Below are 26,276 nucleotides of genomic sequence, written 5' to 3'. Positions count from 1 at the left end.
CGCTTCGACGGGGAGGCACCATGACCAGCATCCGGAGGCGGGAGAACCCATGAGGACACGACTGGCGACCAGCGCCTTTCTCACCGCCGTACTCACCGCCGCCGGCCTGTCGGCGCCCGCCTGGCCGGCGGTCGCGGGCGGGCCGCGGTCCGCGGAGGTGACCCTCACCGGGTCGGCGCTGCAGGGCGTGCACGGCATCGCGCCCGACGCGACCGTCCGCAACGTCCTGACCGTGACGGCAAGGGGGGAGCAACCTCGGGTACGCCTGTCCAACCCGTTCGGGGCCACCGCCGTCACCGTCCGCGCGGCGTCCGTCGGCCGGCAGGCTCGCGTGGACGATCCCGCGCTGCTGCCCGGGTCGCTCCGGCCGGTGACCTTCGCCGGCGCCCCGGGCGTCACGATCGCGCCGGGCGCCAGCGTCTGGTCCGACCCGGTACGACTGCGCGTGCGGGCCGGCGACCACCTCGCGGTCACCGTGTACGCCCCCGGCGCGCCGGTCAACGACCACACCTTCCCGCCGCCGCAGACCGACACCCCCGGCTCGTTCCTGTCGGTGGGGGCGGGCGACGCCACCCGGGACGAGACCGGCCAGGCCTTCGGCGCGTTCCGGGGCGGCACGCTGTGGTGGGTGGACGCCGTCGCCGCGCGCTCCCCGGCGCGGGGCACCATCGTCACGCTCGGCGACTCCATCACCGACGGCTACCAGGCGGTCGGCGGCGGACCGCGGTGGACCGACGTGCTCGCGCAGCGGATCGACACCCTTCCGCCGGGGCACCAGCTGTCCGTGGCCAACGCCGGCATCAGCGGCAACACCGTCAGCGTCCAACCCAACCCGTACGACCCGACCAACCAGTGCTGCGGCCCGCCGGCCCCGCTGCGCCTCGACCGCGACGTGCTCTCCCTGCCCGGCGTCGAGTACGTCATCCTCCTGGAGGGCACCAACGACATCGGTGGTGGTGCGTACGCCCCCTCGGCGCCGCCCGAGCAGGTCATCGGCGCGATGCGGGACGTCGCCGCCCGGGTGCACGCCGCCGGTCACCGGATCGTCGGGGCGACCATCCTGCCGATGTGCAATCCGGCGGGCAGCGTCAAGGAGCGGACCAGGCTCACGGTCAACCGGTGGATCCGCACCTCCGGCGCCTTCGACGCCGTCCTCGACTTCGATGCCCTGCTGAAGGATCCGAACGACCCGACGGTGATCTACGGACCCTGGCGGTACGACTGCTACCACCCGAACGCGGCCGGCGACGCGATCCTCGGCCGGTCCATCCCGCTGGACGTCTTCGGGCTCCACGAGGCGAAGGCCGCGGCCTGACCTCAGGTGGCGTGGCGGTGCCCGGGCACCGCCACGCCCACCCCGGGCGAGTCGGCAAACCGACAGCCTCCACTGTGGCACGTCGTCTTTAGAATGAGCCATGGCTCCGCCGGCGATGAACCGCGCGACGATCGACGTGCTCGGTCTGCTGTTCAAGGCGTGGGAACAGCAGACCGAGGTGCACGGCTGGCAGTTGATGAGGTCGCTGCGGCGGTCGGGTCCGACGGTCTACGCGGTGCTCGACCGGCTCGAGGACGCCGGCTGGGTCACCGGTTCGTGGGAGCGACCGGCCGACCGCGCCGACGGACGTCCGAGGCGCCGCTACTACCGCCTCACCCCGACCGGCGCCGAGGCCGCCCGGCAGCACGCCGTCGCCCCCGCCGCCGCGCCGCCCCCGCGGCCACGACCGGGACATGGTGGAGGCGCTCACCTCGTTCTGCGCTCGCCTGTATGGCCGGCGGTCGGCCAGCCGCAAGGCGAGGGCCGCGATGGCGGCCGTTGAGGCGACCGCGTGAGCCGCGCCAAGCAGGGATTCCGGGTTGAGCTGAACCCCACGGATGGGCAACGCGTCCGGCTCGGCCAGCACGCCGGCCTGTCGCGGGTGGTGGAGAACTTCTGCCTCGCGCTGGTCAAGGCGGCGCTCGGCCAGCGGGAGGCCGAGCGTTCCTACGGCATACCCGACGAGGTGCTGACACCCGTCCCATGGTCGGCGCCCGCGATGGAGAAGGCGTGGCGAGGCACCCATCCCACCATGTTCGCGTGGTTCGCCGAGGCGGGTTTGTCGTCGCGGGTGCCGAAGGAGGCGTGCCGCGTTCGGGCGGCGGGGCTGAAGAACTGGGCGGATTCCCGCAAGGGCGCCCGCCGTGGACGCCGGATCGGTTTCCCGACCTGGCGCAAACGCAAGCACGGATCACGGTTCCGCTACGACGCCGACCGGGCCCGACCGGCCAACCCGCGCACGGTTGCCCTGCCCGGTATCGGCCCGGTGTCCACCCGGGAGGACATGTCGTGGCTGACCGACCGGCTCGGCGACGGACGTGCCCGGATCATCGGCGCGACGGTGCGCGAGCAGGCCGGCCGCTGGTGGGTGTCCTTCCAGGTCGACCTCGACCGCACCGACGTCAACACCCGGCGAGCGGTGCGGGCGGACGCGCCGACCTGCGGCATCGATCTCGGACTCAAGACGTTCGCGGTGATCGTTGACGACACCGGCGCCGTGGAGGAGGTGCACGCGCCTCGCGCGTTGAAAGCGGCGCAGCGCAAGCTGCGACGGGCGAACAAGTCCCTGGCCCGATGCCAGCGCGGGTCGAAAAACCGGGCTGAGGCCGTCGGCAAGGTCGCCGCTGTGCATCTGTCCGTGGCGCACAGGCGGACTGATTTCCTGCACCAGCTCACGACGAGGCTCGCGAGAACCAAGCGCGCCATCGCCGTCGAGTCGCTGAACGTCGCCGGGATGGTCCGTAACCGCCGCCTGGCCCGCGCCGTGTCCGATGCCGGGTTCGGCGAGTTCGTGCGGCAGTTGGAGTACAAGACCGGCTGGTACGGGTCGAAGGTGTGGGCGGCTGACCGCTGGTACCCGTCAAGCAAGACGTGCGGCGACTGCGGGGCGATCAACTCCGGACTGACCCTCTCCGGCCGGGTATGGGCATGCCAGTGCGGCAGCATCCACGACCGGGACCACAACGCGGCCCGGAACCTGCTGGCCGCCATGCACGCCGCCGCCTAGCGGTGCAGTCGCCGGGCAGTTCCCCGGAGACACGAAACGCCTGTGGAGGACCTGTAAGTCCCCGGCTTGCCGGGGCGCGGACCTGCGAAGCAGGAAGAGAATCACTGAGATTCTCCGAACGGATGATCCCGCTGCTGCAGGTGACCGACCTGCGCTACGTGCAGTCGCCCCTCGGCCGGCTGCTCAACTACGGCACGTTCCGCCTGGAGTCGGCCAGCCGGCGGAACGTGCTCCGTACCATCGCGGACCTGCCCAACCCGAACGAGCTCTACCTGCGCCTGGTCGAGGAGCTGTACGAGCCGGAGGCCGTGGAGGCGCGGCTGGGTTACCACGTCGACGAGGAGCCGGACGGCGATCCGTCCGCCGAGGTCGACGAGGAGGCGGTGGGCGGCCCGCCCGGCTGGCCATTCCTCGACAGCCGCCCGGAGCCGGCCCTGCCGGCGACCGGTCCGCGCGACCCGGCGTCGGTGCGGCAGGAGGTCATCCTGCGCGTCGGCGAGCTGGCCGGTCACCTGGCCGCCCTCACCGAGGCGATCACCCGACTCGAACCCGCGCCGCCGGCGGCGGCACCTCCGCGCGAGATGCCGGTGTCCGATGAGCTGTCCGCGCCGGCGTTCCTGGACGAGCAGCCGGCCGTGCCGGACGGCCGACTCGGAGCGCTCGCCCGATCACCCGTTGACGAGCAGGAGACCGGTCGGCCGATCCCGCACCGGCGTCGCCCGACCTTGGCGGACCCGTTGCCGGACGTCGCCGACTGAGCCTGCAGCGGGTCGGACCTCGGGGTTCATCCGGGCTGCTGAGGGCCGTCCCGGCGATTGACGTTCTAGGCTGGTCGGTGGCGAGGGAGTCACGAGTGCGGGAACTGGCGATCGTCGAGGCGCCGTCGGTGCTGGGGTTGCGGCCCTCCGGCGTGCAGGACCTGCCGGCGGCGCTGCTCGGCGCCGGTCTGCGCGACCTGCCCGGGGCGGTGGCGGCCGGCCGGGTCGACGCACCGCCGTACGACCCGCGTCGGGACCCGGAGACGGGGGTCCTCAACCCGCACGGGATCGTGCGGTACGCCACCAGCCTGGCTGATGTGGTCGGCGCGGTCCTCGCCCGCGGTTCGTTCCCGGTCGTCCTCGGGGGCGACTGCAGCATCCTCCTCGGTAACCTGCTCGCGCTGCGCCGGCGCGGGCGCTACGGCCTGCTCTTCGTCGACGGTCACACCGACTTCTACCAGCCGGCGGCGGAGCCGACGGGAGAGGCCGCCTCGATGGACCTCGCCCTGGCCACGGGCCGCGGACCTCGGGTGCTGACCGACATCGAGGGCCGTGGGCCGCTGGTGCGGGACGAGGATGTCGTCGCCTTCGGCTTCCGCGACGCCGCGGAGTCGACGGAGGCCGGGATGCAGCCGTTGCCGCCGCGACTGCGCACGATCGATCTCGACCGGGTGCGCGCAGCCGGCGCAGCCGAGGCGGCCCGGCAGGCGGTCGACTGGCTGGGGGCCGGTGGCACCTGCGGCTACTGGGTCCACCTCGACGTCGACGTCCTCGACGATGCCGTCATGCCCGCCGTGGACTACCGCCTGCCCGGCGGCCTGACCTGGGCCGAACTGGAGACCGTGCTGCGCACGGCGATGTCGGGCGGCCGGGCGGTCGGCCTCGATGTGACGATCTTCAACCCCCGCCTCGACCCCGATGGGCAGATCGCCGCGCACCTCGCCGGGTGTCTGCGCCAGGGGCTGTCGGTTCTGACCGACCCGGTCTGACCTTGCGCCCGGTCAGCCGAACGTCATCCTGACCGGCGCCCGATCGGCTGACCGGATGGTCACGGTGACCGTGGCGCCATCGACATCCACCTGCCCCCGGTCGGCCCGCACCCTCCGGTCGGTGGAGAACACCGCGAGGTCCTCGGCCTGCGTGGGCCGCAGCAGCACCTCGCTGTCCGACCGGGAAACCAGTTCGCAGCTCGTCTCCACCAGCGTCGCGGCTCCCACCCGCACGCCGGCTGGCAGGATGAGCCCGGTCCGCGCCGGGATCCGCAGCCGCCGTCCGGACAGGACGGGCCGGTCCCGGTGGCGCAGGCCGAACTCGACGGCCGACGGGGCGACGTTGAGCAGATGCAGCAGGCGTTGGCCGGCACGGTCGACGGTGGAGGTGAGCACCAGGCCGGGTTCGTCGGCATCGTGGCGCAGCCGACGTCGCACCCCCAGCCGGTCCAGGGCCGCGCGCCAGAAGTCGAGGTGGCAGGGATGGTCCGCCGCGATGATCAGGGCCAGCCCGGCGCCGACCGTGACCTCCATCCCGCACGGCCGGCCGGAGCCCACCTCGACGAGCACCGGCTCGCCCGCGCCGGCGAGCAGTTGGGCGTAACCGACGCGGACCTCCGCCGGTCCCGCCGCCCAGTCGTGGCCTACCACGGAGGGGTGGTAATGCGGGCCACCCTCCATCCACCCGTCGGCGGTCAGGCCCAGCGCGTCGGCGAGCAGCACGCAGCGGGTGCCGTCATGGTCCCGCTCCGGTAGCGGCCCGTGCAGCAGCAGCCGCCCACCGGCCCGGAGGTGGTCGACGAGCCGGCGCTGCACGTCCGCGCCGAGCGTCGGTGCGCTGGCCAGGGCGATCACGGACGGGGCGTCGGCCGGTGGCGGCGTTTGAAGGTTCAGCGCGGGGAAGGAGAATCCGCCGAGCAGCAGGGCCCGGGCCAGCACGTCCCGCGAGCCCATGCCGCGGAACCGCTCCAGTTCGCGCACCTGGGCGGCCCGGGCGGTGGAGGCGGGGTGGGCGTACTCGGTGAGGTAGTGGTCGGGCACGAAGCCCAACGCCAGACCGTCGTGTTCCTCATCTCCGTCGGCCAGCAGGTCGGCCACGCCACGGACGGCGTGCAGGGCGCGTCGGGCGGCGTGGTACGTCGGGTTCAGCCGTCCTTCCGGATCGACCGGGGCGGCGAAGCCGTGCCGTTCGCCGGTGAAGGCGATCCGGTCGTTGCCGTCGCCGACCGGCTCGGCCAGCGGCGGGTTGTGGCCGCCGGCGAAGAGGTAGAGGTTGAGCAGCCGGTTGCCCTGGGCCACGCAGAGCCGGGCCTTCAGCTCGATCGCCTCGGGTGGGTAGCGCACCGCCAGGTCCTCGCCGTAGTCGCCGTTGCCGGCTTCGAACTCGAGGCAGGTCAGCGGCTGGTCGGTTCCGTGCGTCGCGGCCAGGAAGGCATTGGAGACGTACAGGTCGGCGACGTTGGTGACGGTCAGGTCCCCGAGGTAGTAATCGGAGCCGGAGGTGAGCTGTGGCTGGCCGCGATAGGACTCGAAGAGCTGGCTGATCCCGACGGGAAAGGTGCGGCCCCGGCCGCCGCCGGTCCCGTGCACGTTGACCAGCAACGGCACCCCCCGGACGCCGTGCCGCTCGGCGCTGTCGCGCAGCGCGGCCACGTAGCGGCGGTAGCGGTCCCGCATGTAGCGGCCCAGGTCGTCATGGAGCGTGAGGGACTGTTGCTCCGCCGGGGTGCGCAGGGCGGTCGCCCAGGCCCGGGGGTCGGTGGGGTCGGCGCCGACACGGGCGGCGGCGCCGTCCTTGCCGTACCGGTCAACGGCCCAGCGGGCCAGGTCGGCGCAGAGCCCGTCGGTGAGGTCGGGGGAGTTGGTCACCCAGGACAGCATCCCGATCTCGTTGTCCAACTGCACCGCCACCACCGGGCCGTCGCGCCCGGCGAGCCGATCGGCGATCACCGGCATCACCTCGGCGTACCAGGCGTCGGCCGCGGCGAGGAACTCCGGCGCGAGATAGTCGGTTGTCCGGGTGCTGATCGGTGCGCCGCCCCAGGTGGTCGGCAGCAGGTGCGGGTGCTGCTCGTACACCCGGTAGGGGATGCCCTCGTTCTTGACCTCGGCCATGATGAACGGGCCGGGTCGGACCACCGCGCGCAGGCCGCGCCGGTGCGCGAGGTCCAGGAAGCCGGCCAGGTCCCGCTGCTCGTGGGTACGCCCCGTCAGGTCGACCGAGCCGTCCGGCAGCTCGTGCCACAGCCATGGGACGTACGTGGCGACGGTGTCCCCGCCGCAGTCCCGCAGCCGGTCGAGCCGGTCGGCCCAGTCGGCTCGGGCCAGCCGGAAGTAGTGCACCTCGCCGCAGAGCAGCAGCTGGGGTCGGCCGTCGATGACGATCCTGCGGTCCTCGAGTAGCACGGTGGACATTTGGCCTGCAGCTCCCCCCGCCGACGATTGTGGACCGGACTCTTGTGAACTTCCGCTCGCCTGCCTATGGTCGCCTGAAACCGGTTTCTGTCAATCGCACGCTACGGATCGGGGGAGTCATGGGCAACAGTCGGCTCACCGTCCGGGAGATCGCCCGGCTGGCGGGCGTCTCGGTCGCCACCGTCTCCCGGGTCTCCAACGGCACCGGCCAGGTGTCGGAGGAGATGCGCCGCCGGGTACTCGACGCGATCGAGAAGCACGGCTACCGCCCCGACCACCTCGGCCGTGCGCTGGCCGCCGGCCGGCACGGCGCGCTCGGCCTGGTCTTTCCGGGCCTGTCCGGCCCGTACTTCACCGAGTTGATCCAGGGCTTCGAGTCCGAGGCCGTTCCGTCGCGGGCCAGCGTCCACATCCTCTGCACGCATCTGCGGTCGGACTCCGACGCGCAGGTGCTGGAAATGGGCCGGCGGGTGGACGGGGTGGCGGTCATCGGCGGCACGATCTCGGACCCGACCCTGCTCCGGCTGGCCGAGATGGTGCCGGTCGTGGTGGTGGCAGGGCACGGCCCCGACGGCGTGCCCTCGGTCCGGGCCGAGAACGTCGCCACCATGGCCGAGCTGACCCGGCACCTCCTGCTCGACCACGAGTTGACCGACCTGGTGTTCGTGGGCAATCCCGAGGGGTCGCCGGACGTCAGCGAACGCTGGGCCGGATTTCTCGCCGCCCACCGGTCGGCGGGGATCACGCCGCCGTCCGCCCCCGTCGCGGTGGCTCTGCAGCAGGCGGACGGCGTCCTCGCCGCCGAACAACTGCTGCGCGCCGACATCCGCCCCGGCGGCGTCGTCTGTGCCAACGACGAGACGGCCCTCGGTGTCCTCGTCGGAGCGCTCGGTCGGGGCCTGCGGGTGCCGCAGGACCTCGTCATCACCGGGTTCGACGACGCCCCGATCGCCGCTCTGGTCAACCCGGCGCTGACCACTGTCCGCCAGCCGGTCCGCGAACTGGCCGCCGAGGCGGCCCGCCTGATCCTCACCGCGGTCGAGGAGCCCGAGCGCCCCCGCGCCGGCGACATCGTGCTGCCCACCGAACTCGTCCTGCGCCGCAGCTGCGGCTGTCCGGCGGACCCCGGGACTGGAGGTACCGGCCCGTGAGGAGAACCCTGTTCGGGTGCGCTGGCCGCAGGCCCGGTCAGAGCAGCTGAGCGGCGCCGGTCAATCCGTTGACAATCATTGTGACCGATGCCACAGTCAGTCCATTGTAAGCGCTTCCGGTAGGTGTAACCGCTTTTCGTTCCGTTTTGGGAGCCCTGGTGAAGCCACAGGATCGATCGCAGGTGACGATCTACGAGGTCGCGCGGCGGGTGGGCGTCTCGATCGCGACGGTGTCCCGGGTGGTGCGGGGTCATGGGGAGGTGGCCAACGAGACCCGTCGTCGGGTGCTCGAGGCGGTGGAGGAGCTGCAGTTCCGACCCAGTCGCCTGGGGCAGTCGCTGGCGGAGGGCCGGCACGCGGCCAACGGCATCGTCTTCCCGGATCTGTCCGGCCCGTACTACGCCGAGGTGATCCTCGGGTACGAAGAAGTCGCCGCGGAGCTCGGCAGCAGCGTCCTGATCCTGGCCACGCACGGGCGGACGGATCCGGGCCGAAAGGTGCTTGATCTGGCCCGTCGCGTCGACGGCATGGCGATCATGGGCCGGACCGTGTCCGACGGCGTGGTCGCCCAGGTCGCCGCGACCGGCATGCCGACCGTGCTGCTGGCCCGGCCCCCGGTCGGCGAGCTGGACACCGTCACGACGGACAGCGATGCCAGCGCTCGCGAGATGGTCGACCACCTGCTGGGTCACGGCTACCGGCGGTTCGCCTACCTGGGCGACCCCGCCGAGTCGTCCGACGTGACCGCCCGCTACAACGCCTTTCGCGCAGCGCTCGTGGACTCCGGAATCCGGTTTCCTCGCGCACCCGTGCGGTGCGCCTTCGATCTTCCAGCAGGGCAGGAGGCCGCGCAGCGGGCGCTCGCGGTTTCGCCCCGGCCCCGGGCGTTGGTCTGCGCCAACGACGAGGTCGCGCTGGGTGCGCTGGCAGCGGCGGGACAGCTGGGCCTGTCCGTCCCCGACGACGTCGCGATCGTCGGCTGGGACGACGTGATGGCCGCCCGGTATGCGGGGCTCACCACCGTGCGCCAGCCGATGCGCGAGCTGGGTGCGACGGCGGCGCGATGGCTGCAGGACCGCATGGCCGGCACCCGCCTGCCGCTGCGGCGAGAGGTGCTGCGAACACAGCTCGTCATCCGCACGAGCTGCGGCCAACATCCGATTGAAATGGAGGTTCCATGATGAGAACAGGGACCCGCAGGGGCGTCGCCGTGGCCCTCGCGGCGGTACTCGCGCTGAGCGGCTGTGGCCGCGACAGCCGCGGCGGCAACCAGGACGCGGCCAAGCCCGTCGGCGAGGGCAAGGCGAAGGGCGACATCACGGTCTGGGCCATGGGCGCCGAGGGGGAGAAGCTCTCGGCCCTCGCGGACGACTTCATGAAGGAGAATCCGGACGCGAAGGTCACCGTGACCGCCGTGCCGTGGGACGGCGCACACGACAAGCTGGCAACCGCGATCGCCGGTAAGCAGACGCCCGACGTCAGCCTCATCGGCACCACCTGGATGGGGGAGTTCGCCAAGACCGGCGGACTCGACGCGACCCCGTCCGATCTGGTCAAGAAGGACGACTTCTACGAGGGCGCGTGGAACACCACGGTCGTCGACGGCACCTCCTACGGCGTGCCGTGGTACGTGGAGACGCGGCTGCTCTACGTGAACAAGGCGGCCGCCACCAGGGCCGGCGTGAGCACCCCGCCGAAGAGCTGGGACGAGCTCAAGTCGGCGATCAGGGCGCTCAAGGACAAGGGCGGCGCCAAGTGGGGCGTCAACCTCCAGCCCGGCCAGACCGGTTCCTGGCAGACCGTCATGCCGTTCGTCTGGCAGAACGGCGGCGACGTGGCCAAGGACGGGAAGTTCACCCTCGACAGCCCGCAGGCGGTCGAGGCCCTCGCCTTCTACAAGTCCTTCTTCGACGAGGGCCTCGCACCGAAGGATCTGCCGCAGGGCGCCCTCGAGCCGGCCTTCGTCAAGGGCCAGATCGGGGCGTTCGTCTCCGGCCCCTGGCACATCTCGGTCCTGAAGGACCAGGGCGGCGTCGGCAAGTACGACCTCTGGCCGATGCCCACCAAGCAGTCGGGCACGTCGTTCGTCGGCGGTGGCGACCTGGCGGTCTTCAAGGACGCCAAGAACCGCGACGGCGGGTGGAAGTTCGTCTCCTACCTGTCCCGGCCCGAGGTGCAGGCCAAGTGGTACAAGACGGTCAACGACCTGCCCGCGGTCAAGAAGGGCTGGGACGACCCGGCGCTGAGCGGTGACCCGCAGCTGTCGACGTTCGGCAAGCAACTCGAGGACGCCAAGTCGCCGCCCACCATCGCCACCTGGGAGCAGGTGTCCGCGGCGATCGACGCCGAGGTCGAGAAGATGTGCAAGACGGGCGAGAAGGCGGAGGACGCCGCCAAGGCCATGCAGCAGCAGGCCACCTCGATCGGCACCGGGGCCTGACATGACCGCGGTCGCGTCCGACGCGTCCACCCGGCGGGGGCGCAGTGTCCTGCGCCTCCGCCGGGCCGCGGTCGGCTGGGGTTTCGCCCTTCCCTTCACCGTCCTGTTCGTGGTCTTCATGGCCGGGCCTGTGCTCGCCTCGCTGCTGATGAGCTTCACCGATATCCGCAGCGCCGACCTGCGCAACCCGCTCGGCGTCAACGTCGTCGGGGTGCACAACTACAGCCGGCTGCTGCATGACGAGGTGTTCGTCAAGGCTGCGGTGAACACCGCCATCTTCGTGTTCGCCGGTGTGCCGCTGACGATGGTGGCCGGACTGGCGGCGGCGCTCGGGTTGAATTCGGGCCTGACCCGGTTCCGGTCCCTGTTCCGGGTCGGCTACTACCTACCCGTCGTGACCAGCATCGTGGCGATCTCCGTGGTCTGGCGCTTCCTGCTCCAACCGGACTCCGGTCTGGTCAACGGCCTGCTCGGCCTGGTCGGCGTGCACGGGCCGAACTGGCTCTACGACACCCGGCTCGCCCTGCCGTCGCTGATCGTCATGGCCGCCTGGCGCAACCTCGGCTACCAGATGGTGATCTTCCTGGCCGGTCTGCAGGCCATCCCGCAGGAGCTGTACGAGGCGGCGCGCATCGACGGGGCGACCGCCTGGCAGCAACTGCGGTACGTGACGCTGCCCGCGCTGCGACCCACGCTGCTCTTCGTCGGAGTCATCTCCACCATCGGCTACCTGCAGTTCTTCGAGGAGCCGCTGGTGATGACCCGGGGCGGCCCGCTCAACTCCACGCTGTCCGTCTCGTACCACATCTACAACCAGTTCGGCTTCGGAAACTACGGCTACGCGTCGGCGATGAGCTACGTGCTGTTCCTGGTGATCGTGTTGATGTCGATCCTGTGGTTCCGGCTGCTCCGTTCCGAAGAGGGAAGGTGACCCGATGTCGACATCGGTGACCACGCCCGGCCGGCGGCAACATTCGCCCGGGACGCCGGAGGCAGTCGGGCGACGGAGGGCTCGGCGCCCTCGCGACCGGGTCGCCACCATCGTCCTGCACGTGCTGCTGGTGATCGGGCTGATCGTCATGGTCGGCCCGTTCCTCTGGATGCTGCTGTCGTCGCTGAAGCCGGAAGGCGAGATCCGGCTCGTGCCACCGACCTGGTGGCCGCACCATCCGACGCTCGACAACTACCGGGAGTTGTTCGCCCGCCTCAACTTCCCGACGTACTTCCTGAACTCGGCAATTGTCGCCGCGCTGATCACCCTCGGGAATCTGCTGTTCTGCTCGGCGGTCGGCTATGCCCTGGCCAAGCTCCGCTTTCCCGGCCGGCGGGCCCTGTTCGGGCTGGTCCTGGGCTCGGTGATGGTCCCCGGCATGGTGACTTTCGTCCCGCTGTTCGTGCTGGTCGCCAACATGGGCCTGACCAACACCTACGCCGGCCTGGTGCTGCCGTTCCTGGCCTGGGCGCTGGGGGCGTTCCTGATGCGTCAGTTCATGCAGTCCATCCCCGACGAGCTGATCGAGTCGGCGCGGGTGGACGGCGCCGGCGAGGTCCGCATCTTCCTGCGCGTCGTCCTGCCGCTGTGCCGTCCGGCGCTCGCCGCACTGGGCATCCTCAGTTTCCTCACCTTCTGGAACAGCTTCCTGTGGCCCCTCGTGGTGGCCACGACCGAGGACAAGTACACCCTGCCGGTCGCCCTCGCCCTGTTCAGCGTGGGCCAGAACCAGACCAGGTTCGGGCTGCTGCTCGCCGGCTCCGTCGTGGTGGTGCTGCCCGTGCTGATCGTCTTCCTCCTGCTGCAACGGCACTTCGTACGTGGAATCGCCACCACCGGCCTCAAGTAGTGGACCCGGAACTCATCTCCGGAGGTAGCCAATGATCCGTCCCGCCCGCGTCGCCCTGGCGGCGGCGCTCGCCCTCACCCTCGCAGCGTCCGGCGCGGCCAGCGCCGCCGCCGCACCACCAGCCGACTCGTCGGCCGGGGCCGGCCTGCCCGGCTCCGTTCCCTGGGCGGCCGACACCTGGCGGTCCATGGCCGCGATGGCCGACCCACGTACGGGGCTGCCGGCCGACAACATCGGTGGCGACCTCTCGGCCGCCAGCCGCGCCCGGTACACCTCGCCCACCAACATCGGGGCGTACATCTGGTCGGCGATCGCCGCTCGGAAGCTGCATGTCATCTCGGAGCAGGAGCAGGTGCAGCGCATCGGGCGCGCCCTCGACTCGCTCGCCGGGTTGGAGCGGCACCCCGACTCCGGCATGTTCTACAACTGGTACGACCCGGCCACCCTGCAACTGCTGCGGACCTGGCCGGAGAACGGCTCGACCGTCTATCCCTTCGTGTCCAGCGTCGACAACGCCTGGCTCGCCGCCGCCCTGATGATCGTGCACAACGCAGTGCCGCAACTGCGCCACAAGTCGGACCCGCTGCTCGACGCCATGGACTTCGGCTTCTACTACGACTCGCAGGCGCGGGGGCCGGACGTGCCGGTCGGGCTGATGCGCGGCGGCTTCTGGGTCGAGCCGCCTCCCGGCTGTTCGACCAAGGGCAACTACGAACACCGCGGTCCGGACGTCTACTACACCTGCCACACCTACGGGGCTTTCAACAGTGAGACCCGGATGATCAGCTACGTGGCGATCGCGCTCGGCCAGGTGCCGCCCGCGCACTACTTCGCGCCCTGGCGTACCTTCCCGGACACCTGCGACTGGTCCTGGCAGGAGATGCGTCCGGTCGGACAGTGGCGGGAGTACCAGGGCGTGCCGGTCTTCGAGGGTGCCTACCGCTACCAGGGGCTGCAGTTCGTGCCCACCTGGGGCGGTGACATGTTCGAGGCTCTGATGCCGGACATGTTCGTGCCCGAGGAGCAGTGGGGCCCGGACAGTTGGGCCCGGAACCACCCGGTCTACGTGCGCGGTCAGATCGAGCACGGCATGAACGACGCGAAATACGGCCACTGGGGCTTCTCGCCGGCCTCCGATCCCCAGGGCGGCTACCGGGAGTACGGAGTCGACGCCATGGGGCTCGACACGAACGGCTACGCGAGCGACGAAGAGCGCACCAGTGTCGACTACGGCTTCGAGGGTTGCCCCGGCCGGCCCGCCCAGCCGCTGCCCGCCGCGTACGGCGATGGTGTGGTGACCCCGCACGCGGTGTTCCTCGCCATGCGCTACGCGCCGGACGATGCGCGGGCCGAACTGACCAGGCTGCGGACCCAGTTCGACAGCTACGGGCCCGGCGGCTTCTACGACTCGGTGGCGGTGCGCAGCGGCACCGTCGCGAAGCGGTACCTGGCGCTCGACCAGGGCATGATCATGGCCGCGCTCGGCAATCTGTACGGCGGCGACATCCTTCGGGAGGAGTTCAGCCGGGGCGGTGCCGAGCGGCTGTTGCGTCCGGTGATGCGGATCGAGGAGTTCTCCGTACCGGCGCGGCAGTAGCGGGTCCCGCGGCCCGTCCGACCGTCGGTGTTCCGCGGCCGGAGCCTAGCCGGCTCCGGCCGCGGACAACGACCGGTCCGCGGTGCCGTGACCCCGACCGGCGTGGGCGCGAGGGGTCGCGCTGCTCCGGTCAGGCGCCGGCGACCTCAACCAGCACCACGCCGGGTTGCGGCAGCGCGAGGTCGATGACGCAGGCGTCGCCGTCGATCGTCGGCCGCACCTCCTCCGCCAGCAGGGTGTCGGCGGCGCGCAGCGCCTCCCACTGCTCGTCGGTGGGCCAGTCGCCGAGCCCGAGCCGTTCGGCGAGGGTGGTGACGTCGCCGTGTTCCCGGTCGAGCCGGGTGACCATCGCCGCCCGACCGGCGGCACCGTCGACGGTCAGCCTGACCCGGCGGGCCAGCGCCGCGCTGCCGTCCCGCTTGGACTGGTCCAGCGTGCTGTTCCAGACGAGGATCGCCAGGCTGCCGTCGTCGCGCCGGCTGGCCCAGGTCTGCACCAGGCCCGCCGCGCCGTCGCCGCCGGCGGTCACCGGCAGCTCGGTGTCGCCGAGCTGGGCGAGCAGCCACAACGCGTGGTAGCGGGGCTTGGCGATGCCGCCGACCGTGATCAGCCCGAAGCCGCCGTGCAGCAGGCGGGGCGGGCGGCCGAGTTCCTCGAAGTGGTCGCTGGCCACCCAGTACGACAGCGCGTCGACCCGGCCCGCCGCCGACCGCATCCCGGTGAGCAGGAACGCGGCGGCGGAGGCGCCGTCGTTGACCGGGTGGAAGTGGGTGGGGGTCACCCCCCACTCGGTCCACAGGATCCGCGCGTCCGGCACGCCCAGCCGGGCCAGGGTGGGGCGCAGATCCAGCGGGGGACTGCCGTAGGTGTGGGTGGAGACGAAGTCGACCGGCGTGCCCGAGACGGCGACATGCTCCAGCAGCGCGTCGACCCAGCCGGCCGCCGCCGAGGACGGGCCGCCCACCGGGATGCGCGGGTCGACGTCCTTGACCGCGCGGGCCGTGACGTCGTACAGCCGCATCCACTCCTCGCGGCTGCCCGACCAGAACACCTCCAGGTTGGCCTCGTTCCACACCTCGAAGTCCCAGCCGAGCACCTGCTCGCCGTAACGGTCGAGCAGGTGGGTGACGAGGGCGCGGACGAGGTCGCCCCACCGGTCCCAGTCCCGCGGCGGGGAGATCACGCCGCGGTAGTCGAACACCGTACGCCCGGGATCGGTGGCGAGGTCGCGGGGCATGAATCCGACCTCGACCACCGGTCGCAGGCCCACGGACAGGACCAGGTCGTAGACCTCGTCCACGCGACGGAAGTCGTATACCGGCTTTCCGTCCACCTCGCGGTAGACGCCGAGGTCGTCGTGCAGGATCGCGTGCGCCCGAACGGTCTCCACGCCGATCTCGTCGTGGACCCGGCGCAGCGCGGCCAGCAGTTCGGGACCGATCTCCCGGCCGCCCGACAGGTCCCGGCACAGCAGCTGGGACAGTCGCTCACTGCCGATCATCGGCCGCCACGGCCGGGGTAGCGGCCGGCCCTCGGCGGCGGCGTCGAGCCGCAGCGACACCGTCGGAGGGTCGGCCCCGGCCGGTTGGGCGGTGCCCGGCGCCGGTTCGCTCAGCGGGCCGGTGAGGGTCACCTCCGGCACGGCGGCGACGGCGTAGGCGTACTGCCGGCCGGGCTCGCCGGTGGTGTCGACATACCAGGTGTCGGGCACGGCGAGGACGTCACCGCCGAGGTGGTCGACCGGAGTGAGATCACCGTCCGGAGTGCCGTCGACCAGCGGGGCGCGGTGCACGAGGTAGCCCACGGCACCGTCCACCGGCTGCCAGGAGATGCGGACGTGGCCGACGCCTTCGTCGACGGTCAGCCCGGCCGGCGACGGGAGCTGCGGTGCGGGTCGTCCGCCGCTGTCGCCGCTATGACGGGCGATGCGGGCCTCCCAGTCGGATCGGGCGGACGGCTGCTGGTCGTTGACGTTCGTCACCGGGACACCTCCAGGCCTCTCGGTTGGTCCGATCCGAGCACTGTAACCGGTTACCGCACCGAGTTCGAGCGGTGCTCGTCACCGGTGTCCGGCGCAGCAGGGCCGGCCGACGTGCCGAGAGGTGCCGGCTCGGGACGCCCCGGGCGGTCACCGCCGTGCCTCGCGAACGACCGCTCAGCAGGCGATAGGCCGGCCCGCCTCCGTCCTGAGTGGTGGGTCGACGGGTGCGTCGCCAGGCCCGGAGGACGCCACCACCACCGGGTTGCGCAGCAGAGCGTTGCGGCGTCAGGCCGGGGCGGCCGCTGCGAGCCACGGCAGCGGGTCCACGGGCCGGCCGCCGAGACGCACCTCGAAGTGCAGGTGCGGTCCGGTGGACGCGCCGGTCGACCCGACCAGGCCGATCACCTGGCCGGCGCGTACCCGCTGCCCGGGCGAGACCAGCAGTCGGGACTGGTGGCCGTAGCAGGTGGACAGCCGTTGCCCGTCCGCCCGGCCGTGGTCCAGGCAGGTGTAGTTGCCGTAGCCGCCGTACCAGCCGGCGCGGGAGACCCGGCCGTCGGCGGCCGCGACGATCGGGGTGCCGACGGGGGCGGCGAGATCCACCCCCGGGTGCAGGTGCCACACGTGGTAGTACGGGTCGAACCGGTCGCCGAACTCGCTGGTGAGCCGGCCCGACAGCGGACGGCCGACCTTGCCCGCACCGGCTGCGGCGATGCCGCGGGCCGGTGCCGGCACGGCGGGCATGGTCCGTACGCGACGGTTGATCTCCTGCCGGAGCCGCGCCTCCTCCTGCTGACGACGGGTGAGTTCGGCCTGACCGGAGGTGATCGCGCCGGACAGGGCGACAGCCCGGCCGGTGGGGGTGTCCACGACGTCCGCGGAGTCCGCCACGGCGAAGGGCGGCGCCGCGTCGGCGTCGCCGCCGGTGGTCAGCGCGGTCAGCAGTTGCAGCACCGGATCCGGCCCGTGCTGCACCCTGGCCAGGTCGTCGCGCGTCCGGGCGAGGATGTTGTGCAGGTACTGGATCCGGTGCTGGACGTCGCCGAGGGCGGCCACCTGGCGGGCCTGCGGCGTGCCGGGGATGTCCACCGGCGGCTGCGGATACAGGTCGGCGCCGGGGTCGGCGGCGATCAACGCCGCGGCCGATCCGGGGCTCACCATCGGGCCGCCGGGGCCGGGGGAGACCGGGCCGCCCACCCGCGGTGGAGTGCGGGCGGCCGGCGGGGTGGTCGCGGGCGGCGCCGGCTGCCCGGTCGACGGAGTGGCCGACGGGGCGGTCGGCGGCTTCAGGGTCGGCAGCTTGACCGTCGGCAGCGTGCTGGGCGGCAGCGTCACCGGCGGCAGCGACACGCTCAGCGACGGGCTGGGCAGGGTCGGCAGGGGCAGCGGACCCTGCCCCGAGGTCTGCGGCGCAGCGGTCGCCGCCCCGGGCTCCACGCAGAGGGACGTCATCATCAGCGCCGCCGCCCCGGCGACGGTCGCCAGCGTGCCCTGCCGCCGCCACCGTCGGTCCATGCCGTACTCCTGCCGCCGACCCGTTTCGCGTTCCTCTGCTACATCGGATCCCGGGGCCTGTTCGTTACAGCGTGCCGTGCGGCGGCGGGTCGTGCCGCCGAAGCCGCCGCCGACGCGTCAGCAGCGCACCCACGGCGATCGCGCCGGCCACCATCACCGCCGCGACGGCCGGCACCCACGTCGATCGGCCGGACGGCGTGACCTCGCTCGCCACGGCCGGCGACTCCAGCGCCGGGTCGGTGGGCGTGGCCGTCGCCCCCGGGAGCAGATATGCGTTGCTGGCGAACTGGGCGCCCGTCGCGGCCGACTCCAGCGAGGTGACACTGACCCGGTTGCGCACCACCGTGCCCGGCGGCACACCCGGACGGACCCGTCCGGTGATGGTGATCCGCGGCACCGCCGGTGCGCTGCCCAGCCGCAGGTCGCCGAGCTCGCAGACGACGGTACGAGGCGACGCCGTGCACCGGCCCGGTTCGGCCCGGGCGGTGGCACCGTCGAGATCAGCCGTGGTGGTGAACGTGACCCGGGTGTTGGTGAGGGTGCCACCACCGGAGATCGTGATGGTGTGGGTCACCCGCTGCCCGGGCAGCGCGCCGAACGGGGTCGACGTCAGCACCGGCGCGGCGTCCACCGGCGGGACGGGCGTCGGCGTCGGCGTTGGGGCAGTGGTGGCCAGGGCGGCCAACAGGCTCACCACGGGTGCGGCAACCGACTCCCACATTCCCACACTGTAGGCCGCCCGCCGGGCGTCCGCCGGGCGTTGTCCGTCCTGTCCCTCCGGTGGGTTTCATCGACGCCGACTGTTGCGCCTGCGGCACCGACCGACTGCGCCGGCGACACGCTGGTGACGGTGCTGGTGGCCAGGGCCCGACCGGGCGGCCTGCCGGGGACTGACGAATGTCCTGAGGGTATATACGCGAGGTATACCCTGAGGGTAGTCTGCTGGCATGAGCGTTCCCATCACCCTTCTCGGCCTGCTCGAACGCGAGCCCAGCCACGGGTACGACCTGAAGCGCGACTACGACGCCTATTTCGGGCGGGGCAGGCCGCTGCCGTACGGCCAGGTCTACTCGACCCTCAGCCGCCTGGCCCGTGACGGCAAGGTGGTGATCAGCGAGGTCGGCCCCGGCGCGGGGCCCGACCGGAAGCGCTACATCATCACGGACCTGGGCGCGACCGAGGTCGAGCAGTGGCTGACCCAGCCGGTCGAGCCGGAGCCGCACCTGCAGACGGTGCTCTTCGCCAAGGTCGTGCTCGCGCTGATGCTGGACCGTCCCGCCGGCGAATACCTCGACACCCAGCGCACCGCACACCTGCAGCGGATGCGCGAGCTCACCGAGATCAAGCGCACCGGCAGCCTCGTCGACGCGTTGCTCGCCGACCACGGCCTGTACCACCTGGAGGCGGACCTCCGGTGGATCGAGATGACCGGCGCCCGACTGGACGCCCTGAGGAAGACGGTGCGGCCATGACCATCGTGATCGAAGCCCGGAACGTGGAGTTCTCGTTCGGCCATACCCCCGCGCTGCGGGGCGCGAGCATCGCCGTGGACCAGGGCGAGATCCTCGCCGTCATGGGCCCCAGCGGCTCGGGCAAGTCGACGCTGCTGCACTGCCTGGCCGGCATCCTCGTGCCCGATTCCGGCGAGATCCTGTTCGGCGGGGCCCGGCTCGACGCCATGACCGAGAACGAGCGCAGCACTCTGCGCCGGGACCGTTTCGGGTTCGTGTTCCAGTTCGGCCAGCTCGTCCCCGAGCTCACCGCGGTGGAGAACGTCGCCCTGCCGTTGCTGCTCAGCGGGGTCCGTCGGACGGAGGCGCTGCGCAAGGCGTACGGCTGGTTCGAGCGCCTCGGCCTGGACGGCATGGAGCAGCGCCGGTCGGGTGAGCTGTCCGGAGGGCAGGCGCAGCGCGTCGCCCTCGCCCGCGGCCTGGTCGCCGGGCCGGAGGTCCTTTTCGCCGACGAGCCGACCGGTGCGCTCGACTCACTCACCGGCGAGCAGGTCATGGACCTGCTGGTCGCCGCGGCCCGCGAGCAGGGCACCACGGTCATCCTGGTCACCCATGAGCCACGGGTCGCGGCGTACGCCGACCGCGAGGTCATCGTCCGAGACGGGCGCGTGAACGCGCCGGACCGGATCGCGTCATGATCGGCTTCGGGCTACGCCTCGCCATCGCGGGCGGCCGGGAGGCGCTCACCCGCCTCGTCATCATCGCCGCCGCCGTCGCGGTGGGCGCCGGGTTGCTGCTGGTCACCCTCGCCGGGGTCAACGCCGTCAACGCGCAGCTCACCCGGTACGCGTCGATGTACCCCCAGGCGTCCACCGGCGGCGACGCGGATCCACTGTTGTGGTCGACGCGGGAAGACTACTTCCACGGCAAGCAGATCATCCGCATCGACGTCGCCGCGACCGGACCGAACGCGCCCACCCCGATCGGCGTTCCGACGACCCCGGGCCCGGGGGAGTACTACGCCTCGCCGTCGTTGCAGAAGCTGCTCGCCGCCCAACCGGCCGACCAGTTCGGCGACCGCTACCCCGGACGTGACCTGGGCACGATCGGTTCCGCGGCGTTGACGTCGCCGGACGTGCTGCTCGTCATCGTCGGCGGCACCCCCGACGCGGTCGCCAAGCTACCCCAAGCGAAGCAGCTCACCAGCATCGGCGACAACATTCCCGCGCTCCCCGAGACCACGGTGGACCTCATCCTGGGCGTGGTCGCCGGCGGGCTGCTGTTCCCGGTGCTGATCTTCATCGGCATGGCCACCCGGCTCAGCGCCGCCCGCCGGGAGCAACGGTTCGCCGCGATGCGCCTGGTCGGCGCGACGCCAAAGCAGATCTCGGTGGTCGCGGCGGTCGAGGCGGCCGCCGCGGCCGTCGCCGGGACCGCCCTCGGCTTCATCCTGTTCTTCGCGTGCCGTGGCTGGCTCGCGAGCATCCCGTTCACCGGCATGTCGTTCTTCCCCGACGACATGTCGCTGGGCGTGCTGGACGTCGTGCTCGTTGCGCTCGGCGTCCCGGCCGGAGCGGCGGTGGCGGCGCAGGTCTCGCTGCGCCGCGTGCGGATCTCGCCGCTCGGCGTCACCCGGCGGGGCACCCCACGCGCCCCGCGCGCGTACCGGCTGATCCCGCTCGTGCTCGGCGTCGCCGTGCTGGCGTTCGCCATCGGTCACCGGCCCGAGACATCGGACGGACAGACCGCGGTGTTCCTGCCCGGGCTCCTGCTCATCATGGCCGGGCTGGTCCTCGCCGGCCCCTGGCTGACGATGGTCGGCGCCCGGGTCATGGCGCGGCGCGCGAGCCGGCCCGCCACCCTCATCGCCGCGCGCCGCCTCGCCGACAACCCGAAGGCCGGCTTCCGGGCGATCAGCGGCATCATGCTCGCGCTCTTCGTCACCAGCGTGGCCGTCGGCGTGATCACCACGATCGTCGCCAATCGTGGCCCGGCGCCGATCGGCTCGACGGATGCCGGCACCATATCCACCGCCTTCTACGGGGACCCGCCCTCAGTGCCCGACACACTCCTGCCCGAGCTGCGCTCGATCCCGGGCGTCCAGAGCGCCACCGTGATCCACCTGAACCCAGTCAGGGACGGCGAGCCCGGCGTGATCGCGTGCACCGACATCCCGAAGGCCTACGGCCGGTGCACCGACGGCGCCACCGTGGCCACCGTGGCGGACAATTTCATCCCCTACCGCGAGTCGGCGTCCTCCACGAGGATCTGGCCCGCCGCATCCGTCTCCGCCGAGGACCTCCAGCGGTTGCCGGTGGTATCGATCGTCGTCGGCACGGACGGTTCGGCGGCCGCACTGGAGCGGTCGCGCACGGTCCTCTCGCTCGCGTTTCCAACCTTCTGGGTGGCCCCGCACGCTCCCGGTGATTTCGAGTCGGACTTCGCCGATCAGCTGCGTGGCTGGGAACAACTGGCCAACGTCATCATCATCGCCAGCCTCGCGCTCGCCGGCTGCAGTCTCGCCGTCAGCGTGGTCGGTGGTCTCACCGAGCGCAAGCGCCCGTTCAGCCTGCTCCGCCTCAGCGGTGCGCCCGTGCGGGTCCTGCGCCGCGTGGTCGCGCTCGAGAGCGCCGTACCGATGCTCGCGGTCGCCGTGGTCGCGGTCGGGATGGGCTTCCTCGCCGCGCAACTGTTCCTCAAGGCGCAGATGCACTACACGCTCACCGCGCCGAGTGTGGGGTTCTACGTGATCGTCGTCGTCGGGCTGGCGGCCTGCCTCGGCATCATCGCCTCCACCCTGCCGCTGTTGGAACGCATCACTGGACCGGAGACCGCCCGCAGCGAATAGTTCCGGGGCCCGTCGCCGCCGCAGCCCTGACCGGCTGCGGCGGCGACGACGCGAGAGACTGCCGCCGTCAGACGCCGGAAGGGTACGTCTCGGGCTCGGCGATGCTGACGGGCCGGACGCGCAGCGGCCGGACGGCCTGGGACTCGTCCATCCAGCAGAAGGCGTCGTAGCGGTCGCCGAGCACGGTCGGGACGTAGTTGCCCCAGCTCTCCCGTTCGGGGTGGTAGACGACGCCGATCGCCCGGTGGTCGAGCTCGTGGGTGAGCAGGTCGGGCCGGCCGTCGCGGGGGAAGACGAACAGGGCCTGCGACGGCGCGGCGCCGTGCAGGGCCTCCTCCAGCGAGTGCCGACGCCCGGGCGGCACCGGCATCACCTCCATCGGCGCGCCCCAGGCGTCGCCGGCGACGACCGTGCCGTGGTGGGTGCCGAAGCCGACCAGCACGACCTGGTCCGCGCCGTACCGTTCCCGGGCCAACTGGCCGATGTTGACCTCGCCGGCATCGACCATGTCGGTGGCGCGGGCGTCACCGACATGCGTGTTGTGCGCCCAGACCACCGCCTTCGCACCCGGCCCGTACTGCTGCAGGAGCCGGTCGAGCGTGTGGTCCATGTGCCGGTCGCGGACGTTCCACGACTCCCGGCCACCGCGTGCCATCGTCCGGTAGTAGCGCTCGGCCCCGGCCACGACCTCGGCGTTCTGCCAGGCCCCGAAGCGGCCCGCGCCGTCCGCCGCGGCCCGCTCGCGGAGCCGGACGAGCAGGTCCACCACCTCATTCTCGCAGTTGGTCGGCACGAGCCGGGTTGCCAGCGCGTACTGCTGCGGGTCCTCGTCGTAGGGCTGGAAGCAGCCGTAGGCGGCCAACGCCACCGGCACCTGTTCCGGGTCGTGCTCGCGCAGCCAGGTGAGGATCTCGCGCAGCGACTCCCACAACGAGTACACGTCCAGACCGTGGAAACCGGCCCGGGCAACCTCGTCCACCCGCGCGTTGCGGGCGCGCAGCCAGCGGGTGAAGTCGACGACCTCCTCGTTGGCCCACATCCACGTCGGCCAGCGGTCGAAGGTCACGAGCGCCTCCCGCGGGTCGGTGGGCGCGTCGGGCAGGCAGCGCACGCTGCGGTCCACCCGGTCACAGTCGGGCCAGTCGCCCTCGACGGCGACGAACGAGAAGCCCTTCTCCTCGATCAGCCGCCGGCTGATCGCCGCGCGCCACGTGTAGAACTCGTGCGTGCCGTGGCTGGCCTCGCCGAGCAGCACCACCCGGGCGTCACCGACCCGGTCCAGCAGCACGTCCAGGTCCCCCGGGTCGACCAGTGGCGCCGCGAGCCCGGTCACCTCGTCGTCGTAGCGTCCCATCGTCCCCGGCGTACCCGTTGCGGCGTGGGCCATGCGAGCCACCGTCGACCGGCACCGGCGGGAATGACCGGTGTCCTGTCGGGTACGCCGGCCGCGACACGCGAGGAGGGCGACATGACCAGCACCGTTCCCGACGTGGTCGATCGCTACTACCGGCAGATCGGCGAAAGCGACATCGACGGCTTCATCTCCTGCTTCACCGACAACGCGATCGTCGCCGACGAGGACCGGACCTACCAAGGCCCGGCGGCGATCCGGGCCTGGCGCGAGCGGACCGCGGCCGAGTTCGACTACAACGCCGTACCGGAGTCGGTGCAGGAGGAGGCCGGGGGCAACGTCGTGGTGACCACCCTCGTCTCGGGCACCTTCCCGGGCAGCCCGGTGCGGCTGCGCCACCGGTTCACGATCCGCGACGGCCTGATCGGCGCCCTGGACATCCGGCCGTAGTAACTCGCCCGCGATCCGGGCCTACAGCCGGTGCCTGACCCAGACGTTGGGCTCGACGTAGACGGAGTGGTCGTGCGCCACGTCGCAGTGCACCGGCACGAGCGTCCCCGGCACGCGAACCGGCCCGCTGGTGTCGAACGGCAGGCCGTTCCAGCGGCGCCACTCCGCGAGAATTCCACTGATCATCATCGATCTGGTGGCGACCCGCTCGATGCGTCCGCCGGCGCGTAGGTGCACCCGCAGCCACGGATCGACCGGCAGACCGTCCTCGCGGACCTGCGCCGCGTACTCGCTCATCGGCAGGTCGGGTCGGGTGTGCTTGCCGCTCGGGCAGACCGGCGCGACCAGGGTGTCGTAGCCCAGTTTCGCGACGGCCTGGCGCATGGCCGCGAGCATCAGCGCGGACAGCCCGGCGGCGCGCCGGTCGGGTCGGACGCAGATCTCGATGGCCGAGACGATGTGCGGGGTGGCGCCGGTGAGTCGGGTGATGGCGGCCCGCTGGATCGCCCGGTCCCAACCGCCGTCGGGAAGCTCCGGCTCCGTCCAGCGCAACGGCACGGCGTACGCCCGGGCGACGGCGCGACCCGGGTCAGCCGTGTCGACGGCGGCGAACACGAACTCGGGGTAGAGGTCGTGGGCGCCGAGCCGTGCACCGCACCTCATTTCGCGGTCCCGGCTGTCGGCGGGCACCTGATCGAGTGTTCCGCATCAGCGCCTGAAGGGACAGTGCCGATGAAGGCTCCGCCGTCGCCGATGGTGGCGCGACCCGTGATGTGTCACCGGTGGAGCTGGATAACGTTCATCCACTGGCGCTGTCCGCCGTCACTGCTGCAGTCGATGCTGCCGCCCGGGCTGGCGGTGGAAACCTTCGACGGGTCGGCCTGGGTCGGGTTGACGCCGTTCCTCATGCAGGAGGTTCGGGCGCCGGCGCTGCCGGCCGTACCGTGGTTGTCGAGCTTTCCCGAGACCAACGTCCGGACGTACGTCCAGGACCGGCGGGGCCGGAGTGGGATTTGGTTCCTGTCGTTGGACGCGGCCCGCCTGCCCGCGGTCCTGGCCGCCCGGGCCGGCTACCGGTTGCCCTACTTCCTGTCGAAGATGGCGGTACGGATCACCGGCGACCAGGTCGCCTATGCCTGCGAGCGCCGCTGGCCCGGCCCGCGAGGGTCGCGGTGTGACGCCGAGGTGCGGCTGGGACCGGACCTGGAGGAGACCCAGCGCGACGAGTTGACCCACTTCCTCACCGCCCGGTATCGCCTGTTCACGGTTGTCTCCGGTCGGCTTGCCACCGCCGAGGTGGCGCACCCCGAGTGGCCGTTGCGCGAGGCCGAGTTGCTTCGGCTCGACCAGGACCTGCTGAGGGCGGCGGGACTGCCCGCGCCCACCGGTGATCCCCTGCTCCACGCGTCTACTGGCGTGCCCGTACGGGTGGGAAGGTGGCATCGGCTGGACGGGCGCTGATCCTGGCCTTCAGGACCTGCACCTGCGGTCTGGTGCCGGCTCCATATGCCTGACTAAAGTCAGGTATATGGAATCGGAGCTCATCGCCGCCGTCCGGCGGTTCAACCGGGCGGTCACACAGCGGGTAGGGGCGCTCGACGACGAGTACATGACCCGTGGACGCTCCCTTGCTCAGGCACGCCTGCTGTGGGAAATCGGCCCCAGCGGCGCCGAAGTCGCGGCACTACGGGCCCGGCTCGGGCTGGACTCGGGGTATCTCAGCCGGCTCCTACGCACCCTCGAAAGCGACGGTCTCGTCACCGTCGGGCCCGCCGACCAGGTCGGCGGCGACGGGCGGGTACGAGCCGCCGCCCTCACCGACGCCGGCCGGGCCGAGTGGACTGAGCTCGACATGCGCTCCGACGAGTTCGCCTGGTCGATCCTCGAGCCGCTCACCGAGCACCGCCGCGAACGGCTCGTCGCGGCGATGGCCGAGGTCGAGCGGCTGCTCATCGCCTCGATGGTGATCGTCGAGCCGTGCCCGCCGGGCGACCCGCGGGCCCGGGCGTGCGTGCGAGCCTACGCCCGGGAAGTCGCGCGGCGGTTCGACGACGGGTTCGACCCGGCACTGAGCAAGCCGGTCAACGACGAGGAGCTCGTCCCGCCCGCCGGCGTGTTCCTGCTCGCCACCCTCAACGCCGAGCCCGTCGGCTGCGGCGCGGTCAAGCTCCACCGCGGCGCACCCGCCGAAATCAAGCGTGTCTGGGTGGCAGACACCGTACGCGGGCTCGGGATCGGGCGGCGGTTGTTGGGCGAGCTGGAACGATACGCCGCCGAGCGTGGCTGGACCGCCGTCCGGCTGGACACCAACCGCAACCTCACCGAGGCGATCGCGATGTACCGCTCGGCTGGCTACCGCGAGATCGAGCCGTACAGCACCGAGTACTACGCCCACCACTGGTTCGGCAAGCACCTCGCGCCGTGACGGCGCACGTGGCCCTCCGTCGC

Annotated in this window: 21 protein-coding genes and 3 pseudogenes; 18 read left to right on the top strand and 6 right to left on the bottom strand. The window is 71.9% G+C overall.

The window, feature by feature from the left end; genetic code table 11:
- Positions 1-49 precede the first annotated feature (49 nt).
- From OG799_RS12675 to OG799_RS12650, 6 genes and pseudogenes are all read left to right on the top strand, one after another.
- Complete coding sequence (locus tag OG799_RS12675) at positions 50-1,315, top strand: GDSL-type esterase/lipase family protein (protein ID WP_406045224.1); 1,266 nt, start codon at positions 50-52, stop codon at positions 1,313-1,315.
- A gap of 100 nt (positions 1,316-1,415) precedes the next feature.
- Positions 1,416-1,664: pseudogene (locus OG799_RS12670) on the top strand (PadR family transcriptional regulator); the annotation flags it as partial.
- Between the two features lie 58 nt (positions 1,665-1,722).
- A pseudogene (locus tag OG799_RS12665) lies at positions 1,723-1,830 on the top strand (IS607 family transposase); the annotation flags it as partial.
- Positions 1,827-3,041: an RNA-guided endonuclease TnpB family protein gene (locus OG799_RS12660; RefSeq protein WP_406045222.1), complete on the top strand. Its 1,215-nt coding sequence runs from the start codon at positions 1,827-1,829 to the stop codon at positions 3,039-3,041. The pseudogene OG799_RS12665 and the gene OG799_RS12660, both read left to right, overlap by 4 nt.
- A 122-nt stretch (positions 3,042-3,163) precedes the next feature.
- Positions 3,164-3,397, top strand: a pseudogene (locus tag OG799_RS12655) (PH domain-containing protein); the annotation flags it as partial.
- Between the two features lie 497 nt (positions 3,398-3,894).
- Positions 3,895-4,788, top strand: a complete 894-nt coding sequence (locus tag OG799_RS12650) for an arginase family protein (RefSeq protein ID WP_406045221.1) — start codon at positions 3,895-3,897, stop codon at positions 4,786-4,788.
- 12 nt (positions 4,789-4,800) lie between these two features.
- On the opposite strand, the gene OG799_RS12645 is transcribed toward OG799_RS12650, so the two are convergent.
- A complete protein-coding gene (locus tag OG799_RS12645) occupies positions 4,801-7,203 on the bottom strand; it encodes a beta-galactosidase (RefSeq protein WP_406045220.1) in 2,403 nt (800 codons plus the stop codon).
- A 119-nt stretch (positions 7,204-7,322) separates the two neighbouring features.
- Here OG799_RS12645 and OG799_RS12640 point away from each other — a divergent pair, with 119 nt between their 5' ends.
- From OG799_RS12640 to OG799_RS12615, 6 genes are all read left to right on the top strand, one after another.
- Complete coding sequence (locus OG799_RS12640) at positions 7,323-8,354, top strand: LacI family DNA-binding transcriptional regulator (protein WP_406045219.1); 1,032 nt, start codon at positions 7,323-7,325, stop codon at positions 8,352-8,354.
- A 182-nt stretch (positions 8,355-8,536) separates the two neighbouring features.
- The gene (locus OG799_RS12635; protein WP_406045218.1) at positions 8,537-9,535 is read left to right on the top strand and encodes a LacI family DNA-binding transcriptional regulator; all 999 of its coding nucleotides are present in this window, start codon (positions 8,537-8,539) and stop codon (positions 9,533-9,535) included.
- Positions 9,532-10,794 (top strand): sugar ABC transporter substrate-binding protein, encoded by a 1,263-nt coding sequence (locus OG799_RS12630; RefSeq protein ID WP_406045217.1) that lies wholly within the window; start codon positions 9,532-9,534, stop codon positions 10,792-10,794. The genes OG799_RS12635 and OG799_RS12630 overlap by 4 nt, the downstream gene beginning before the upstream one ends.
- A gap of 1 nt (position 10,795) precedes the next feature.
- A complete protein-coding gene (locus OG799_RS12625; RefSeq protein ID WP_406045216.1) occupies positions 10,796-11,725 on the top strand; it encodes a carbohydrate ABC transporter permease in 930 nt (309 codons plus the stop codon).
- Positions 11,726-11,729: 4 nt separating this feature from the next.
- Positions 11,730-12,635 carry a carbohydrate ABC transporter permease gene (locus OG799_RS12620; protein WP_406045215.1) on the top strand — a complete coding sequence of 302 codons (906 nt, stop codon included), beginning with the start codon at positions 11,730-11,732 and terminating at the stop codon, positions 12,633-12,635.
- A gap of 31 nt (positions 12,636-12,666) precedes the next feature.
- Entirely contained in the window at positions 12,667-14,232 is a 1,566-nt protein-coding gene (locus OG799_RS12615; protein WP_406045214.1) for a glucoamylase family protein, read from the top strand.
- A gap of 130 nt (positions 14,233-14,362) precedes the next feature.
- On the opposite strand, the gene OG799_RS12610 is transcribed toward OG799_RS12615, so the two are convergent.
- The 3 genes from OG799_RS12610 to OG799_RS12600 all read right to left on the bottom strand — a co-directional run bounded on the left by OG799_RS12610 (position 14,363) and on the right by OG799_RS12600 (position 18,449).
- On the bottom strand, positions 14,363-16,213 hold the full coding sequence (locus OG799_RS12610) for a GH39 family glycosyl hydrolase (protein ID WP_406045213.1): 1,851 nt from the start codon (positions 16,211-16,213) through the stop codon (positions 14,363-14,365).
- A 285-nt stretch (positions 16,214-16,498) separates the two neighbouring features.
- On the bottom strand, positions 16,499-17,728 hold the full coding sequence (locus OG799_RS12605; protein ID WP_406045212.1) for a M23 family metallopeptidase: 1,230 nt from the start codon (positions 17,726-17,728) through the stop codon (positions 16,499-16,501).
- 64 nt (positions 17,729-17,792) lie between these two features.
- A complete protein-coding gene (locus OG799_RS12600) occupies positions 17,793-18,449 on the bottom strand; it encodes a hypothetical protein (RefSeq protein ID WP_406045211.1) in 657 nt (218 codons plus the stop codon).
- 226 nt (positions 18,450-18,675) lie between these two features.
- On the opposite strand from OG799_RS12600, the gene OG799_RS12595 reads away from it, so the two are divergent.
- Genes OG799_RS12595 through OG799_RS12585 form a run of 3 tightly spaced genes read left to right on the top strand, consistent with a single transcriptional unit; the run spans position 18,676 to position 22,027 of the window.
- Complete coding sequence (locus OG799_RS12595; RefSeq protein ID WP_406045210.1) at positions 18,676-19,200, top strand: PadR family transcriptional regulator; 525 nt, start codon at positions 18,676-18,678, stop codon at positions 19,198-19,200.
- Positions 19,197-19,877, top strand: a complete 681-nt coding sequence (locus OG799_RS12590) for an ABC transporter ATP-binding protein (protein ID WP_406045209.1) — start codon at positions 19,197-19,199, stop codon at positions 19,875-19,877. The genes OG799_RS12595 and OG799_RS12590 overlap by 4 nt, the downstream gene beginning before the upstream one ends.
- The gene (locus OG799_RS12585; RefSeq protein WP_406045208.1) at positions 19,874-22,027 is read left to right on the top strand and encodes an FtsX-like permease family protein; all 2,154 of its coding nucleotides are present in this window, start codon (positions 19,874-19,876) and stop codon (positions 22,025-22,027) included. Before OG799_RS12590 ends, OG799_RS12585 begins: the two co-directional genes overlap by 4 nt.
- Positions 22,028-22,094: 67 nt before the next feature.
- On the opposite strand, the gene OG799_RS12580 is transcribed toward OG799_RS12585, so the two are convergent.
- Positions 22,095-23,381 carry an erythromycin esterase family protein gene (locus OG799_RS12580; protein WP_406045207.1) on the bottom strand — a complete coding sequence of 429 codons (1,287 nt, stop codon included), beginning with the start codon at positions 23,379-23,381 and terminating at the stop codon, positions 22,095-22,097.
- Between the two features lie 114 nt (positions 23,382-23,495).
- Here OG799_RS12580 and OG799_RS12575 point away from each other — a divergent pair, with 114 nt between their 5' ends.
- Positions 23,496-23,828, top strand: a complete 333-nt coding sequence (locus tag OG799_RS12575; RefSeq protein ID WP_406045206.1) for a nuclear transport factor 2 family protein — start codon at positions 23,496-23,498, stop codon at positions 23,826-23,828.
- Positions 23,829-23,849: 21 nt separating this feature from the next.
- On the opposite strand, the gene OG799_RS12570 is transcribed toward OG799_RS12575, so the two are convergent.
- A complete protein-coding gene (locus OG799_RS12570) occupies positions 23,850-24,491 on the bottom strand; it encodes an N-acetyltransferase (protein ID WP_406045205.1) in 642 nt (213 codons plus the stop codon).
- A gap of 69 nt (positions 24,492-24,560) precedes the next feature.
- On the opposite strand from OG799_RS12570, the gene OG799_RS12565 reads away from it, so the two are divergent.
- Positions 24,561-25,289, top strand: a complete 729-nt coding sequence (locus tag OG799_RS12565; RefSeq protein ID WP_406045204.1) for a YqjF family protein — start codon at positions 24,561-24,563, stop codon at positions 25,287-25,289.
- A 67-nt stretch (positions 25,290-25,356) separates the two neighbouring features.
- Positions 25,357-26,253, top strand: coding sequence for a GNAT family N-acetyltransferase (locus OG799_RS12560; protein WP_406045203.1), 897 nt, complete (start codon positions 25,357-25,359; stop codon positions 26,251-26,253).
- Positions 26,254-26,276 lie beyond the last annotated feature (23 nt).

This window comes from Micromonospora sp. NBC_00898, from assembly GCF_045207895.1.
Lineage (GTDB): Bacteria > Actinomycetota > Actinomycetes > Mycobacteriales > Micromonosporaceae > Micromonospora.
Note: the sequence above shows the minus strand (reverse complement) of the source record. Positions and strands in the feature narration are given on the sequence as shown.

Coding starts and splice junctions, on each gene's coding strand:
- OG799_RS12590 (WP_406045209.1), top strand. CDS start 19,197: ATGACCATCGTGATCGAAGCCCGGAACGTGGAGTTCTCGTTCGGCCAT.
- OG799_RS12585 (WP_406045208.1), top strand. CDS start 19,874: ATGATCGGCTTCGGGCTACGCCTCGCCATCGCGGGCGGCCGGGAGGCG.
- OG799_RS12595 (WP_406045210.1), top strand. CDS start 18,676: ATGAGCGTTCCCATCACCCTTCTCGGCCTGCTCGAACGCGAGCCCAGC.
- OG799_RS12600 (WP_406045211.1), bottom strand. CDS start 18,449: ATGTGGGAGTCGGTTGCCGCACCCGTGGTGAGCCTGTTGGCCGCCCTG.
- OG799_RS12570 (WP_406045205.1), bottom strand. CDS start 24,491: ATGAGGTGCGGTGCACGGCTCGGCGCCCACGACCTCTACCCCGAGTTC.
- OG799_RS12620 (WP_406045215.1), top strand. CDS start 11,730: ATGTCGACATCGGTGACCACGCCCGGCCGGCGGCAACATTCGCCCGGG.
- OG799_RS12605 (WP_406045212.1), bottom strand. CDS start 17,728: ATGGACCGACGGTGGCGGCGGCAGGGCACGCTGGCGACCGTCGCCGGG.
- OG799_RS12565 (WP_406045204.1), top strand. CDS start 24,561: ATGAAGGCTCCGCCGTCGCCGATGGTGGCGCGACCCGTGATGTGTCAC.
- OG799_RS12625 (WP_406045216.1), top strand. CDS start 10,796: ATGACCGCGGTCGCGTCCGACGCGTCCACCCGGCGGGGGCGCAGTGTC.
- OG799_RS12675 (WP_406045224.1), top strand. CDS start 50: ATGAGGACACGACTGGCGACCAGCGCCTTTCTCACCGCCGTACTCACC.
- OG799_RS12580 (WP_406045207.1), bottom strand. CDS start 23,381: ATGGGACGCTACGACGACGAGGTGACCGGGCTCGCGGCGCCACTGGTC.
- OG799_RS12645 (WP_406045220.1), bottom strand. CDS start 7,203: ATGTCCACCGTGCTACTCGAGGACCGCAGGATCGTCATCGACGGCCGA.
- OG799_RS12560 (WP_406045203.1), top strand. CDS start 25,357: ATGGAATCGGAGCTCATCGCCGCCGTCCGGCGGTTCAACCGGGCGGTC.
- OG799_RS12630 (WP_406045217.1), top strand. CDS start 9,532: ATGATGAGAACAGGGACCCGCAGGGGCGTCGCCGTGGCCCTCGCGGCG.
- OG799_RS12640 (WP_406045219.1), top strand. CDS start 7,323: ATGGGCAACAGTCGGCTCACCGTCCGGGAGATCGCCCGGCTGGCGGGC.
- OG799_RS12615 (WP_406045214.1), top strand. CDS start 12,667: ATGATCCGTCCCGCCCGCGTCGCCCTGGCGGCGGCGCTCGCCCTCACC.
- OG799_RS12575 (WP_406045206.1), top strand. CDS start 23,496: ATGACCAGCACCGTTCCCGACGTGGTCGATCGCTACTACCGGCAGATC.